This window comes from Methylocystis sp. (assembly GCF_050251305.1).
GTDB lineage: Bacteria > Pseudomonadota > Alphaproteobacteria > Rhizobiales > Beijerinckiaceae > Methylocystis.
In genome coordinates this window covers 1-14,442 of sequence record NZ_JBFWNB010000027.1, presented here as the reverse complement: position 1 = coordinate 14,442, position 14,442 = coordinate 1, and the positions used below count along the sequence as shown (strand labels likewise).

Here is a 14,442-nt window from a genome sequence, read left to right as displayed (position 1 = left end):
GTCGCCCCTGTTTCGTCGCTTTCTCGGGCCACAAATAGGCGCGAAGAGGACGAGGCGCCTCAGGTCGAAGCGCGCCGCGAGAGGAACGCAGTTCCGAGCAGGCGCTGGATCGAGCCGATCAATTTGCGAAACGTTTGGAGGCACATGCTGACGCGCTTATGCGCGCTTTTCGCCGCGGCGTCGCTTGCCGGCTGCGTGTCGGACGGCATGCGCATGGTGGACGGCCATGTCGGCAACGCCGTGTCGCTCGTCGCTGGGCCCGAAGGCGAACCGGCGGACGTCGCGCTTTTCGTCGCTTCGACCCGGCGTTCGGAAGGCGCCAAGGATGACGGGCGCGCGCATTTTTCGCTGACGTCGATCGGCGTTCCGCTCAATCACCGCCCCGGCAATGTCGAGCGGCCAAGCTTCGGCGGCGCCGATCAGCGGCGTCACTTCACAGTGCTGTCGAAGCGCAACATGGACGAGCAGGAGTTCTACGGCGAAGTCGCCTCGCACGTCTCCGGCCGCGTCGGCAATTCGCGCGACGTGCTGCTTTACGTGCATGGCTTCAACACCGGCGTCGATGAGGCGCGCTACCGGCTGGCGCAGATCGTCGCCGACGGACGCTTCTCTGGCGTTCCCGCGCTCTTTGCCTGGAATTCCCGGGGCGGATTGTTCAACTACGAATCCGACAAGGAAGCCGCCACCGTCTCGCGCGACGCGCTGGAAAAGCTCGTTGTCGATCTGTCGCGCACGCCGGGCGTGGGGCGCATCCATGTGCTCGCCCACTCAATGGGCGCGTGGCTGACGATGGAGACGCTGCGGGGCGTCGCGCAGTCGGGCCATCAGGATCTTGACGGAAAGCTCGGCGAGGTCATGCTCGCCGCGCCCGACATCGATCTGAATGTCTTCCGGCAACAGGTCGCGCGCGTCGATCCCCGGCATGTCTCGATCTTCGTCGCCAACAATGATCGCGCGCTGTCGCTCTCGTCGCGGATCGCCGGCGACCGTCCGCGACTGGGCGCGATGAATCCGACTAATCCCGAAGACAAGGCGGAACTCGATCGGCTCGGCGTCGCCGTGCACGACATATCGTCATTCTCGACGGATTTCGTCGGTCACGGCGCCTTCGCCGAAGCGCCGGACGTGGTGCGCAAGATCGGCGCGCAATTGACGGCGCCGCGGCCGGGGGAAGCGGAGACTCAGGCCGTCATCGATGCGCGTGGCGCCGAGCCGCCGCCTGCGCCTGAAGCCGCGCCAGCGCCTCTCAATCAGAAAATCGAGACGCAGCCGCTGCCGCCGCTCGCGGCGCGATGAGCTTGCTTTGCGTAGTGGCGCCGCTCGACACGAAAATCGCGCTCGCCGCTGCGGAACTATGCTCCAAACATCATCTAGCCACTGCTGACGCGATCGTCTACGCCACATCGCTGCATTATGGCGCGGATGTCCTGACATGCGACGCGCACTTCAAGGATTTGCCCGACGTGCTCTTCGTCGCGAAGATCAAATCATAGGCGCTACGGCGCTTCCGACGCCCCTGTCGGCGCCGCCCTTTCCGCCTCGGCCTTTGCCAGCTTGTTGTAACGCCGCACGCTGAGCGGAATGGCGGCGAGGAATGCGATGCTCAGCACCGCGAGCAACTCCATCGGATAGATCGCCAGCAGCAGCGCCGTCACGCCCACGCCGAAAAGCACCGGAATGACAAGATCGCGCGGGATGCGCCCGATGCGCTTGCCGGAAAAATGCGGAATGCGGCTCGCCATGAGAAAGGCGATCCCCAGCACATAAACGATGTAGAAGGGCGTCATCGCCTTGGAGGCCGGCAGCTCCAAGACCGAGAAATGCAGATAGAGCGGCAAGAGTACCGTCACCGCGCCCGCAGGCGCCGGCATGCCGACAAAGAATTCGGCGTGCCAGGCGGGCTTCGAAGGATCGTCGATCGTCACATTGAAGCGGGCGAGACGCAGCGCGCAGGCGATGGCGAAGACGAGCACGGCGAACCAGCCGAGTCCTTTGATTTCGTGCAGCGTCCAGAGATACAGCAGCAGGCCCGGCGCAACGCCGAAATCGACGAAATCCGAAAGCGAATCGAGCTCAGCGCCGAAACGCGACGTGCCCTTGAGAGCGCGCGCCAGGCGGCCGTCCAGTCCGTCGAGCACCGCCGCCGCCATCACCGCGGTGACGGCCGTCTCGAACCGTCCTTCGATGCCGTAGCGGATCGCGGTCAATCCCATCGACAGCGCGAGGAGCGTCACGAGATTCGGCAGGACGATGCGCAGCGGAATGTTGCGAAAACGCAGCCGGCGCCGTTCCGAGGGAGTCAGCGATCCCTCTTGCGCATCGCGCCCTGAAAAGAAGGGATCATCCATCGTTTGGTCAACCCGCCTTGAAGGTCAGCGCGGCGGCGCCGGCGGTCATGTCGGCGAGGATCGTCTCGCCGGCGATGGCGCGCGAACCGACAGCCACCATGGGCCGCGCAGATGACGGCATGTAAACGTCGACGCGCGAGCCGAAACGAATGAGGCCGAAGCGGTCGCCAACGCCGATCTGTTCGCCTTCCTTGACGAATCCGACGATGCGCCGGGCGACGAGGCCTGCGATCTGCACCACGCCGAACCGTCCGAAGGAGGCGTCGATGACCATGCCGCTGCGCTCATTGTCCTCGCTGGCCTTGTCGAGATCGGCGTTGAGAAACAGGCCCGGCTTATAGGCGATTTTCGAAATGCGGCCGGTGATCGGCGCGCGGTTCACATGCACGTCGAAGACGCTCATGAACACGGAGATGCGCTGCATCGGCTCGGCCCCCAGTCCGAGTTCGGCGGGCGGCAGAAAAAAGCCGACGGCGCTGACGACGCCGTCCGCGGGCGCGATGACGAGCCCCTCGCGCAGCGGCGTCACCCGCGGCGGATTGCGGAAGAAGTAGGCGCACCAGGCGGTGGCGATGAAGCCGATCCAGCCGAGCGTCGGCGACAGCCAGTCGAGCAGGAAGGCGACGGCGGCGAAGCCGGCAATGAAGACATAGCCTTCCGGATGGATCGGGACGAGCGACTTACGGACGGAATCAATGATCGACATGCGGGCCTGCTTTTCTCGCGCTTCCGTTCAGCGCGCGCGCTTCCTTTGGCATGTTGCAGCGCCAAAGTCACGGCGCGCGCGACCGATCGGATCACGGCAGCCGTAGGATGCGGCAAGGGTCTCCCTTCGCCGCGCGGGGAGCGCCCGGCTCGCGGATCAGCAGCGCCTGGGATTGCGTCAGCTCGGTCAAGAGCGACGAGTCCTGCAGCGGCTGCGGCGTCGCGACAAGTCGGCCGTTTTCGTCCGTGGCGAGCCGCGCGCGCATATAGTCGCGCCGCCCCTTGTTGGCGGGGAGGTCGCTCCCTGCGATCGCCCCGTCGCTGCGGTCCGCTCCCGCGTCGGGATCGCCCTGCAGGGCGCGCAGAAGAGGCGCAAGGAACACCAGCGCGCAGACGAAAGACGCGACCGGATTGCCGGGCAGGCCGAGGATGCGGGCGTCGCCGAGCGCGCCGTGGATCAGGGGCTTGCCCGGCCGCATGGCGATTTTCCAGAAGTCGAGCGACATGCCCTGACGCGCCAGCGCCGGCCGCAAGAGGTCGCGATCGCCGACTGACGCGCCGCCGAGCGTCACCAGAACGTCGGCGCGCGCATCGCGGGCGAGGCCAATGCCGCGTTCTAGTTCTGCGAGATCGTCGCTGAAAATGCCGAGATCGATCACTTCGGCGCCGGCGTCTTCGGCGATGGCGGCGACCGCCAGATTGTTGCAGGAGATGATCTGCGCCGGGCCTGGCGCGGCGCCCGGCGGCACGAGCTCGTCGCCCGAAGCGATGATCGCCACGCGCGGGCGTCGGGCGACGGGGACCGCCGCATGGTTCATCGCCGCGGCAAGCGCGAGTTCGGCGGGACCAAGGCGCGCGCCGGCGAAGAGCGCGACCGCGCCTTCGCGGAAGTCGAGGCCGGCGCCGCGAATATGCGGGCCGGGCGGGGCGCTCGCAGTCAGCACGCCGTCCGCGACGCGGGCGTCTTCCTGCAGCAGGATCGCGTCCGCGCCCGGCGGAACGGGCGCGCCGGTGAAGATGCGAATGGCTTCGCCCGGTTTGAGCGCGCCTTCGAACGCGCAGCCCGCGACGCTTTCGCCGACGATGCGCAGCGGCGCCGCCGCAAGATCGGCGGCGTGCAGCGCGAAGCCGTCCATCGCCGAGACGGCGACCGGCGGCTGGGAGCGGCGGGCGACGAGGTCTGCGGCGAGCGTGCGGCCGCGCGCCAGCGCCAGCGGCGCCGACTCTTCGCCAAGCCGAGACGCCCCGGCGAGCACGCGCGCTAGGGCGTCGGAAACGGATAGAAGCTGATCCACGCGAAAATTATCCCCGGTTCGCGACGCGGCGGTAAAGGAAGGCGATCAGGCTTTCAACCGCGAGCGCGACGAGCACGATCACCGTCGCAAGCGCCGCGTCAATGTCGAGGGTGGGATAGGCGAAGGAGAACGCTGCGCCAAGAGCGAGCGCCAGCAAAAAAACCGCGACGATGCGGGCAGGGGAAAATTTCATTTCGGCGCCTCCCCGCCGCTTTTTTGCGCCTCGACGAGATGCGCGATGTCGGCGACCGCCGCGCTGACAGGCTCCACCCAATCGGCGGCGGTCAGGATGATATTGGCGAGCTGGAGCCGGAAATCGGCGAGCCTTGCGCCGTCGGCGAATTCGGGGCGTTTGACCTGAGCCGCGTAGGCGGCAACGAACAAGGGAAAGGCGCGCGGACGCACATTGGTCAGATCGACGAATAGAAACGGCGGCGGCAGGGGCGAGAGATCGCTGATCCGGGTTGCGTAGGTGAGGAGATAGGGACCGCCGGAAAGATCGTTCGCGCAAAGCTGCGCCACCGCCGGTGCCGGCCTGTCGCATAAATGGAACAGCAGTCGCTGCGCCATAGCGAAATCATAGTTTCTGCTCAGGAAGGTCTTGACGACGGCGGGCTCGACGTCGGCGGGAAAGGCGGCCTGCCCGCGCGCGCCCGTCTTGGTCGGAATGTAGAGGATATTGATCCGCGCCTTGGACTCCGCCACGTCCGACGCCGCCGGAAAACGGCCGACGAGTTCGCGCAGAAAGGCGACGGCGCGGTCATTTGGCCGAGGCAGGATCACATAGGAATAGAGGCCGTAGCCCGCCGACTCTGCGCCGGGCGCGTAGAGATAGTCGTAGGCCGTGCCCAAGATGCTTGGCCGTCCGCCAATGTCGCCGCTCGCCTCCGAGGGCGCGATGGTCTGCGGCGCGCTGAACGACGACGGCACGCGCCTGTAGGCGCGGGACCGATGCCGGCCGCTCCAGCCGGAATAGGGTCGATAGGCGGTTCCCATGCAGCGCCGATAACAGGCCGCGTCGGCGCCGCACTGGCGTCGGCATTCGCTCGCGCGTTCGGCGAGGGCTGGCGCGCTCGTGAGCAGCAGCAACGCAACGGCGGAAAATAAAAGCCGCATGGCGGCGCCTCCACCAATCATCAAATATGTCATGGACGACGATACAGAGCCGCGCGGCCTCCGTCGAATTATTCGGCGCGTCGCCAGTCGCCGGACTTGCCGCCTCGCTTTTCGACGAGTTCGACGCCTTCGATGCGCATGCCGCGATCCACGGCCTTCAGCATGTCGTAGATCGTCAGGCAGGCGACAGAAACGGCCGTCAGCGCCTCCATCTCAACGCCGGTCCTGCCGGTGACGGAGGCTTCGGCGCTCACCCGAAGGCCCGGCAACGCCTCATCGGGCGCGATCTCGACCGAGACGCGCGACAAGGGGAGGGGATGGCAGAGCGGAATCAGGTCGCTCGTCTTCTTCGCCGCCATGACGCCGGCGATGCGGGCGACGCCGAAAACGTCGCCCTTCTTGGCCTGGCCTTCGAGAGCGAGACGCAGCGTTTCGCGGGCCATCGCCACGCAGCCGCGCGCAATCGCCACGCGAGACGTCTCGGCCTTCGCCGAAACGTCGACCATATGCGCTTCGCCGGCGGCGCCGATATGACTCAGCGCGCTCACGTCATGCGCCGGCGGGTGACTGATGCGCGCCCGAATTCTGATGGGCCGCGCCGCCATACAGGAGTTCGCGCGCGGCCGATTCGACGTCGTGCTTGCGCATCAGGCTTTCGCCGACGAGGAAGGCGAAGATATGCGACTTCTCGAGGCGCAGGCAGTCGTCATGGGTCGCGATCCCGCTTTCGGCGACGATGATCCTGTCCCGCGGAATCTTCTCGGCGAGCCTTTCGCTCACTTCGAGCGACACTTTGAAGTCGTGGAGATTGCGGTTGTTCACGCCGATCAGACGCGTCTCCAGCTTCAAGGCGCGCTCCAGCTCCTTGTCGTCGTGCACTTCGACGAGCACGTCCATGCGCAGATCATGCGCGGCGGTGTTCAGCGCCCGCGCTTCGTCGTCGTCGACTGCGGCCATGATGATGAGAATGCAATCCGCGCCATACGCGCGCGCCTCATAGACCTGATAAGGATCGAACATGAAATCTTTGCGGAGCGCCGGCAGATGGGTCGCCTTGCGCGCCGCTTCGAGATCTTCGAGCCGTCCGCTGAAAGAGGGCGTGTCGGTCAGCACCGAAAGACAGGCCGCGCCAGCCGCTTCATAGGCGCGCGCGAGTTTCGGGGGATCGAAGTCCGGGCGGATCAGTCCCTTTGACGGGCTTGCCTTCTTGATCTCGGCGATGAGCGCAATGCGCCGCTCGTTCAGCTTCTGCTCGATCGCATGCACGAAGCCGCGCGGAGGATCATGATCGCGCACCTGCCGTTCGAGGGTCGCCATCGGCATGCGCACCTTGGCCTCGGAAATTTCGGTGCGCTTGTAAGTTTCGATTTTTCTTAAGATGTCGGTCATCTTCTTGCCTGCGGCGAAGGCGGGCCGCGACCGCCTCGCTCGAATTCGTTCCGCCGACTGCCGGCTGCCCATGAATAGCCGATAACCGGGCGCAATCCTATCCCGATCGGCGACGAAGGCCGATCAGGCGTCTCGATTGGAGCAGCGGATCAGCGCATTGAGCTTGTCGCGCGCGGCGCCGGAATCGAGCGCGGATTCGGCGAGCGCCGCCCCTTCGCGCAGATTTGCGGCGCATCCGGCGACGACGAGCGCCACGGCGGCGTTCAGGACCGCGACGTCTCGGTAGGGATTCTTCGCGCCGTCGAGAACGGCGCGCAAGGCTCTGGCGTTATGCGCCGCGTCGCCGCCAACAAGCTCCTGCGTCGTGGCGCGGGGCAATCCCGCGTCCTCCGGCGAAAGTTCAAAGCTCCGGATCTTCCCGTCTTCGAGCGCGACGACATGGGTGACGCCGGTCGTCGTGGCTTCGTCGAGCCCGTCGTCGCCGTGCAGCAGCCAGACGCGTTTCGCGCCGAGCTCGCGAAGCGCGCGGGCGAGGGGGGTGAGCCAGTCGCGGGAGAAGACGCCGATCGTCTGCAGCTCGACCCGCGCGGGGTTGCACAGGGGACCGAGCAAATTGAAGATCGTGCGCACGCCGAGTTCGCTTCGCGTCGCCGCGGCGTGACGCATGGCCGGATGGTGCGTGGTCGCGGCCATGAAGCAGATTCCGGCGTCCCGCAGCGACGCGCGCGCGGCGTCGGGCGAAATCCCGACCTTCACGCCGAGTTCGCCGAGAACGTCTGATGCGCCCGAGCGCGAGGAGGCGGCCTTGCCACCGTGTTTGGCGACGATCGCGCCGGCGGCGGCGGCGATGATCGCCGCCAGAGTGGAAATATTGTAGGTGCCGGCGCCGTCGCCGCCGGTCCCGACGATGTCGATCGCCCCGGGCGGCGCTTCGACGCCCGTCATCGCCGCGCGCATCGCTTCCGCGGCCCCGATGATTTCGTCGATCGTCTCGCCACGCAGCCGCAGGCCCATCAGAAAGGCCCCAAGCTGCGCCGGCGTGGCGCCGCCTTGGAAAACCAGGGAGAACGCCGCTTTCGCCTCGGCGCGGGCGAGCGGCGCGCCCGAGGCCAGCGCCGCGAGATAGGATTTGAAATCCTCGCTCACCGCAGTTCAGCGCCGATCAGCGTGCGCCAGACCGGCAGCGGAGGGCGGATGGCCGATCTCGACGGGGGCCTTCACGCCGCTTTCTCGCGTCGCCGCGGCCCCTCGTTCCATTCGCGCGCGAGGTCGAGGAAGTTCTGCAGGATCTTATGGCCGTGCTGCGAGGTGATGCTCTCGGGATGGAATTGCACGCCATGCGTCGGCAGGGTCTTGTGCGACAGGCCCATGATGAGGCCGTCCGGCGTCTCCGCGGTGATCTGCAGACACTCGGGAAGCGTGTCGCGGCTGACGATCAGCGAGTGATAGCGCGTCGCCTGGAAAGGTCCTTCGATGCCGCGAAATACGGCGTCGCCGCGGTGCAGAATCGTCGCCATCTTGCCGTGGATCGGCAGCGGCGCGCGAATGACGTCGCCGCCGAACACTTCGCCGATCGACTGATGGCCGAGGCAGACGCCGAAGATCGGCACGGTCTCGGCGGCGGCCGAGATCAGGTCCATGCAGATGCCCGCTTCATGCGGCGTGCACGGGCCGGGCGACAGCACGATCGCGTCGGGCCCTCCGGCCAGCACCTCGGCGACCGACACGGCGTCGTTCCGATGCACGGTGACGTTCGCGCCCAACTGGCCGAAATAATGGACCAGATTGAAGGTGAAGCTGTCGTAATTGTCGATGAGCGTGACGTTGGACATTCGGCTGCGGTTCGGCGCTCCTGCGCGGGTCAGAGAGTTGCAATAGGCCGCCGGGCGGCCTTAGGCAACAGTTGGCGGGCTTTCGTTGCGCGGCGAGAAGCGCCAGTCGGGCCTGACGTCTTTGATCATCATGATCTCGGCCAGCGACTGGCGGGTGAGAAGCCCCAGCAGCCGCCCCTCGGCGTCGGTGACGCCGACCGCCTCTCCGCCCGTGAGCTTGGGCAGGGCGGCGTCGATGGTCTCGCGGCCGTCGATCGTCAGCGGCTCCTGGCGCACGAAAGGCGCGATCGGCGCGCCCGGGTCGGACGCCCGTAAGGCTTCGATGATATTTGCGCGAGACAGGAAGCCGTTCAGGCGACGCGAGGCGTCAACGACCGGGAATTCGTCCTGCGACGTCGCCAGGAGAATGTCGATCGCTTCGCGGACGGTCGAAGCGCGATCGATCACGGCGATGCGCGTCTCCATCGCGTCGGCGGCTTTCAGCCCGCGGGCCGCTTCCGACATCGACGTCATCTGCGCCTCGCCCGCCGCCGCGATATAGACGAAAATCGCGATGAAGAGCAGCAGCGGATTGCCGAACAATCCAAGGAAGCCGAGGAGAAAAGCGAAGCCCTGGCCAATCTGCGCGGCGATGCGCGTGGCGCGCTCCTTCCCCATCCAGATCGACAACGCCGCCCGCAGCACCCTGCCGCCGTCCATCGGGAAGGCCGGGATCAGATTGAACGCAGCGAGGAAAATATTCACCGCCGCCAGGCGCTTGAGGAGATTGACGGACGGATCGCCGATCTTGATGGCGTCGGAGACGTCGACCGCGCCCAGAAACAGGATCAGCGCGATCGCGATCACGACATTGACCGCCGGGCCGGCGAGCGCAATCAGCAGCTCCTGACCGGGCTTCTCGGGCATCTTTTCCATGTCCGCGACGCCGCCGATCGGCAATAGCGTGATCACGGGCGAGACGATTCCAAAGCGCCGCGCGGTCAATATGTGGCCGAACTCATGCAGCACGACGCACACGAAGATCGCAATGATGAACAGAACGCTGTCTCGCGCCGCGATGGCGCCGCCGCGCTGATAGGCAGCAAAGCCGATCCAGCCCAGCAGGAGCAGAAACGTGACGTGAATGCGCACGGCGGTTCCCTTGAAGGAGCCGATCGTGAGGGACCATCGCATCTGGGCATCCCGCGGTCGTGGTTAACAGCCGGTAACATAGGACTGAGGGGCGGCCCGCGCTAGAGCGGCGCGGAGACGAAAAGCGCCGGCGAAGCGGCCTTAAGGCGCTTGCCGGCGACAGGAGAGAGACGAGAAGGATCGAAGGTCGCGTCAGAGGCGGTAACGGACCTGGTCGGTCCAGAAGCGCTCCAGGCGCGAAAGCGAGGTGTTCAGATTGCGAAACTCGTCGCAGGATACGCCGCCGATCTGCTCGACCGTCCGCGCGTGCTTCTCGTAAAGCTGCGCGATGATGTCGTGGATCTGCTTGCCCTTGGGGGTCAGGCTGATGCGCACCGAGCGGCGATCGAGGCGCGACCGGGCGTAATGCATATAGCCGGTCTCGACCAGCTTCTTGACGTTGTAGGACACATTGGAGCCGAGATAATAGCCGCGCGTGCGCAACTCGCTGGCGGTCAGCTCCTTGTCGCCGATATTGTAGAGCAGCAGCGCCTGCACCGAATTGACGTCGCCGAGATCGCGGCGGTCAAACTCATCTTTGATGACGTCGAGCAGACGACGGTGAAGGCGTTCGACGAGCGTGAGCGCTTCGAGATAAACCGGCTGGATCTCGCTGGCGCGCTCCTCGCGGATCTGAGGGGCGGTGTTCGTCATGGCGCTCATCGTCTTCTCCATCACAGCGGATGCATCCCGCATCTCTTGTTCGGCCTTCGATGAAATCAAATTAGATCGAGGCAGATGAAAGGCGGCTTAAACAACAGCCTGAATCGGCCGTTTACCCCGATAGGGCCGTTTGCGGTGAATGAGAGATGAACCGAAAGGTTCAATTTACGCTAACGTTTCCTTGTGGCCGATCGCGCGCGGGCGCTTCAATTCTGCGGCTCGGAAGGTTTCGACGATTTTCTGTCAAATCTGCGGCGACGGCGGCGTTCGCGCATGCGCAGCGCTTCGACGTCGCGTCCCGCCTCAAAGGTCAGACCGAAATACATGGCGATCAGCACGGCGTTGACGCTGATCAGCCAATAGCCGCCGACAAAAAACCCCGGCATGCTGAGCGTGAGAAAAATCTGCGCGCTCGCCACGAGCAGCCACAAGACGCCGCCCCACGGCGTCGCCAGCCACAGACCCACGCCGGCGATGAGATCGAGCACGGCGAAGAAGATGATGGCGAAGGCCGCGCTCTGCGGCATGGTTTCGAAGATCGAACGTTCGGCGGCGAGGATGATCCGCCATTGCATCAAACCCTGCACGAGCCAGAAGAGGGCGACGATGCGCATGAAGCGCGACAGCAGCGCGCCCCATTTCGCCGTGTCGCCGCCATTCGGCTCGCCGACGCGGATCGCGCGATAGGGATCGTCGCCGTCGTCGTAGATCGTTGGGCCGTCCATCAGATGCGCCGTCGCCCTTTCGCTGTCCGCGCGCTATCGCGGAATGGCTACTGACTTCGCCGCGCGCGCGTCGCGAAGCGAACCGCTTCCTCGGCGGCGCGAAACAGCGCTTTCGCCTTGTTCACGCATTCGCGGTGTTCATATTCGGGTTCGCTGTCGTAGACGACGCCGGCGCCGGACTGCACATGCATCTTGCCGTCCTTCACGATGGCCGTGCGCAGCACGATGCAGGTGTCCATTTGTCCGCCGGCGCCGAAATAGCCGATACAGCCGCCATAGATGCCGCGCTTGTCGGTTTCGAGCTCGTCGATAATCTCCATGGCGCGCACTTTCGGCGCGCCGGACACAGTGCCTGCAGGAAAACCTGCGGCAAGCGCGTCGATGCAATCGTGGCGCGCGTCGAGTTCGCCTTCGACATTGGAGACGATGTGCATCACGTGGCTGTAGCGCTCGATGGCGAAGCTGTCAGTGACGCGCACCGTGCCGGTCTGCGCCACCCGACCGACGTCGTTTCGACCGAGATCGAGCAGCATGAGATGTTCGGCGCGTTCCTTTTCGTCGGCGAGAAGGTCGGCCGCCAGACGCTCGTCTTCCGACTTCACGTCGCTGCGCCAGCGCGTGCCCGCGATCGGTCGGATCGTCACCTTGCCGTCGGCGACGCGCACGAGAATTTCGGGACTTGAGCAAACGATCTGGAATTCGCCGAAATCGAGAAAGCAGAGAAACGGCGCCGGATTCACGCGGCGCAGCGCGCGGTACAGCGAGAAGGCGGGCAGAGCGAACGGCGCGGTGAACCGCTGCGACAGCACGACCTGAAAGATGTCGCCGGCGCGAATATATTCCTTGGCGCGCTCGACCATCTCCAGAAAGCGCGACTGCGGCGTGTTTGAAACCGGCTCCTCGGCGAGAAGATGCGCATCCGCCCCGCCGTCGCGATGCTCCAGCGGCGCCTCCAGCGTTGCGACAACCTTGTCGAGACGCACGAGCGCCGCCTCATAGGCCGCCTTCGCCGCCACGCCCGCTTTCGGGCGAACGGGCGTGATGATAGATATTTCGTCACGGACCGTGTCGAAGACGATCATCGCCGTCGGCCGCAGGAGAAGCGCGTCAGGCGCGCCGATCCTGTCTTCCTTGGCTGGTGCGAGGCGCTCCATCTGGCGCACCATGTCATAGCCGAGATAGCCGAAGACGCCTGCCGCCATGGGCGGCATTCCGACCGCCAGCGGCACGGCGGACTCGGCGATGAGCTGGCGCAAAGCGACGAGCGGCGCCGCCTCGCAGGGCGTAAAGGCGCCTGGATCGTCGAGCGCGGCGCGATTGATTTCCGCTCTGTCGCCGACCGCGCGAAAGATCACGTCGGGATCGAGGCCGATCATCGAATAGCGGCCGCGCGCGGCGCCGCCTTCGACGGATTCGAGCAGAAACGCCGCCCCGCGCTGGTCGCGCGTGAGCTTGAGATAGGCGGAGACCGGCGTTTCGAGATCGGCGACGAGGCGCGTGACGACGAGCTGCGGCCGACCGGCCCCGTAATCGGCGCCGAAGGCGTCGAAATCAGGCTCGAACAGCGCGCCGCTCACCTGTCGCGTTCCGCTCCGGTCGCAGCTTGGAGCGCTCGCTGATTGATGTCGACTCCGAGCGCTTTCTCCAGACCGCCGACATATTGCTCCAGCAAGTCGTTGTTCAACGCCGGCTTGAGCTGCTGCGCGATGGTCTTCGACTCGATCGAGTTCGGGTCGAAGACGGGCGTCTTCGAGTCGCGAACGAAGAACACAAGCCGTCCATTGTCGACGACGACGGAGCCGGCGTTGCGCGGCGCGACATCGAAGAATTGGACAATGACGTTGGTGTTGAAATCGGGCCGCGCTTCGCGCTTGACGTCATTCGCGCGCTGAACCTGAAGCCCGAGCTCCTTGGCGACCTCTTCGATCGACTGACCGGCGTTCAGCTTGGCGACGACCTCGTCCGCCTTGGCCGCGAGCGCCTTCTGCGCCGCTTCGCTGCGCATGGCGTCGGCGACCGCTTCCTTCACTTCCTCGAAGGTTTTCTGCCGCGCCGGCTCGATGCCTTCGACCTCATACCAGACGTAGCCGCCGTCACGCGTCGCGACGGTGTCGTTGTCGACGCCGATGTCGGACGCAAAAGCCGCCTTGACGAGGTCCGGTCCGGACGGGAGGCTTGCGATCGGCTTGCCGCTGCGATCATTGCCGGCGTCGTCGACGGCCTCGAAGACTTGCGTCTCCAGTCCCGCGGCCTTTGCGGCTTCGGCGAGGGGTTTGCCGGAGGCGCGCTGATCCTCGATGAGTTCATGGAGCTTGCGCACTTCGGGCGTCGCGCGTTGTGCTGCGATTTCCGCGCGCAGCTCCGGCTCCGCCTGCTCGAAGGTCTTGTTGTAGACGGCGGGGGTGATGCTCTTGACCTGAGACACGACGGTCCCGAAGGCTGTATGGACCGGCTCGGTCAGCCCCGGCGCGGACAGCGCAAAAACCGCCGCTCCGACCGCGGCGTCGCCGAAGTCGCGCTGTTCGACCAGGCCAAGATTGATGTCCTTCGGATTGAGTTTGAGCTCGGCCGCCAGCGCGTCGAAATCCGCGCCCGCCTTCAGCTTGGCGAGCGCGGCTTCGGCTTCCGAGTCGGACTTCAAGACGATCTGCCGAACATCGCGCTTTTCCGGCGTCCCATAGCGTTTCGATTTCACCTCGTCGTAGAGCTTGCGCGCCTCTTCAGCCGAAACGCTGTCCGGTTTGCCGATGGCGGAAGGGCTGACGACCAGCGTCGTCAGCTTGCGATACTCCTTGGCGCGGAAGGTCTGCTCGCGCTCGTCGAAGTATTTCTTGAGCTCTTCATCCGACGGCGTCGCGGCGGCGCCGACCAGCGACGGCGGCAGCACGAAATATTCGATCGTGCGCGATTCATTGCGGAACCGATGAATCGCCTCGACCATCAACTTCGGCGGCTCGACTCCGGCGACGACGATGTCGGTGAGGGTTTTGCGGAGATAGGCGTTCTTCTGATCGGCAAGGAAGCCGCGTTCGCTGAAGCCGGCGTCGTTGGCGATCTGCTTGAAGCGCATGGCGTCGAATTTGCCGTCGGCGCCCTGAAACACTTTTTCCGACGCCAGCAGACGCTGAACAGTCTCGTCGCTCATCGCCAATCCGAGCTGCCCCGCCTCCTGATCGAGTGCGACTTCGGTGATCAGGCG

16 protein-coding genes are annotated in these 14,442 nt (G+C 65.5%); 2 read left to right on the top strand and 14 right to left on the bottom strand.

Features of this window, described 5'->3' with window-relative positions; all coding sequences use genetic code 11:
- Positions 1-144: 144 nt before the first annotated feature.
- Together AB7F41_RS10535 and AB7F41_RS10530 are read left to right on the top strand one after the other, a co-directional pair.
- Entirely contained in the window at positions 145-1,296 is a 1,152-nt protein-coding gene (locus AB7F41_RS10535; protein ID WP_428381819.1) for an alpha/beta hydrolase, read from the top strand.
- Complete coding sequence (locus AB7F41_RS10530) at positions 1,293-1,493, top strand: PIN domain-containing protein (RefSeq protein ID WP_428381821.1); 201 nt, start codon at positions 1,293-1,295, stop codon at positions 1,491-1,493. Before AB7F41_RS10535 ends, AB7F41_RS10530 begins: the two co-directional genes overlap by 4 nt.
- 3 nt (positions 1,494-1,496) lie before the next feature.
- Here the strand turns inward: AB7F41_RS10530 and AB7F41_RS10525 are convergent, their stop codons facing one another.
- The 14 genes from AB7F41_RS10525 to AB7F41_RS10460 all read right to left on the bottom strand — a co-directional run.
- Positions 1,497-2,348: a CDP-alcohol phosphatidyltransferase family protein gene (locus tag AB7F41_RS10525; RefSeq protein WP_428381822.1), complete on the bottom strand. Its 852-nt coding sequence runs from the start codon at positions 2,346-2,348 to the stop codon at positions 1,497-1,499.
- A 7-nt stretch (positions 2,349-2,355) separates the two neighbouring features.
- The gene (locus tag AB7F41_RS10520; protein WP_428381824.1) at positions 2,356-3,054 is read right to left on the bottom strand and encodes a phosphatidylserine decarboxylase; all 699 of its coding nucleotides are present in this window, start codon (positions 3,052-3,054) and stop codon (positions 2,356-2,358) included.
- Between the two features lie 91 nt (positions 3,055-3,145).
- Entirely contained in the window at positions 3,146-4,348 is a 1,203-nt protein-coding gene (locus tag AB7F41_RS10515) for a molybdopterin molybdotransferase MoeA (protein ID WP_428381825.1), read from the bottom strand.
- Positions 4,349-4,355: 7 nt separating this feature from the next.
- A complete protein-coding gene (locus tag AB7F41_RS10510; RefSeq protein WP_428381827.1) occupies positions 4,356-4,541 on the bottom strand; it encodes a hypothetical protein in 186 nt (61 codons plus the stop codon).
- Entirely contained in the window at positions 4,538-5,464 is a 927-nt protein-coding gene (locus AB7F41_RS10505; protein WP_428381829.1) for a hypothetical protein, read from the bottom strand. Before AB7F41_RS10505 ends, AB7F41_RS10510 begins: the two co-directional genes overlap by 4 nt.
- Positions 5,465-5,532: 68 nt before the next feature.
- Positions 5,533-6,069, bottom strand: coding sequence for a cyclic pyranopterin monophosphate synthase MoaC (gene moaC / locus AB7F41_RS10500; protein WP_428381831.1), 537 nt, complete (start codon positions 6,067-6,069; stop codon positions 5,533-5,535).
- Positions 6,014-6,853: an indole-3-glycerol phosphate synthase TrpC gene (gene trpC / locus AB7F41_RS10495; RefSeq protein WP_428381833.1), complete on the bottom strand. Its 840-nt coding sequence runs from the start codon at positions 6,851-6,853 to the stop codon at positions 6,014-6,016. The genes moaC and trpC overlap by 56 nt, the downstream gene beginning before the upstream one ends.
- 123 nt (positions 6,854-6,976) lie before the next feature.
- The gene (trpD, locus tag AB7F41_RS10490) at positions 6,977-7,999 is read right to left on the bottom strand and encodes an anthranilate phosphoribosyltransferase (protein ID WP_428381835.1); all 1,023 of its coding nucleotides are present in this window, start codon (positions 7,997-7,999) and stop codon (positions 6,977-6,979) included.
- A 71-nt stretch (positions 8,000-8,070) separates the two neighbouring features.
- A complete protein-coding gene (locus tag AB7F41_RS10485; protein WP_428381837.1) occupies positions 8,071-8,685 on the bottom strand; it encodes an anthranilate synthase component II in 615 nt (204 codons plus the stop codon).
- Between the two features lie 60 nt (positions 8,686-8,745).
- Positions 8,746-9,858, bottom strand: a complete 1,113-nt coding sequence (locus tag AB7F41_RS10480; protein ID WP_428381839.1) for a site-2 protease family protein — start codon at positions 9,856-9,858, stop codon at positions 8,746-8,748.
- 150 nt (positions 9,859-10,008) lie between these two features.
- Positions 10,009-10,509, bottom strand: coding sequence for a transcriptional regulator LdtR (gene ldtR, locus AB7F41_RS10475; protein ID WP_428381904.1), 501 nt, complete (start codon positions 10,507-10,509; stop codon positions 10,009-10,011).
- Between the two features lie 215 nt (positions 10,510-10,724).
- A complete protein-coding gene (locus AB7F41_RS10470) occupies positions 10,725-11,243 on the bottom strand; it encodes a DUF6163 family protein (protein ID WP_428381841.1) in 519 nt (172 codons plus the stop codon).
- 47 nt (positions 11,244-11,290) lie between these two features.
- Positions 11,291-12,820, bottom strand: coding sequence for an anthranilate synthase component I (gene trpE / locus AB7F41_RS10465; RefSeq protein ID WP_428381843.1), 1,530 nt, complete (start codon positions 12,818-12,820; stop codon positions 11,291-11,293).
- Positions 12,817-14,442, bottom strand: a 1,626-nt coding sequence (locus tag AB7F41_RS10460; protein WP_428406569.1) for a peptidyl-prolyl cis-trans isomerase, incomplete at its 5' end; no start/stop codon positions are given. The genes AB7F41_RS10460 and trpE, both read right to left, overlap by 4 nt.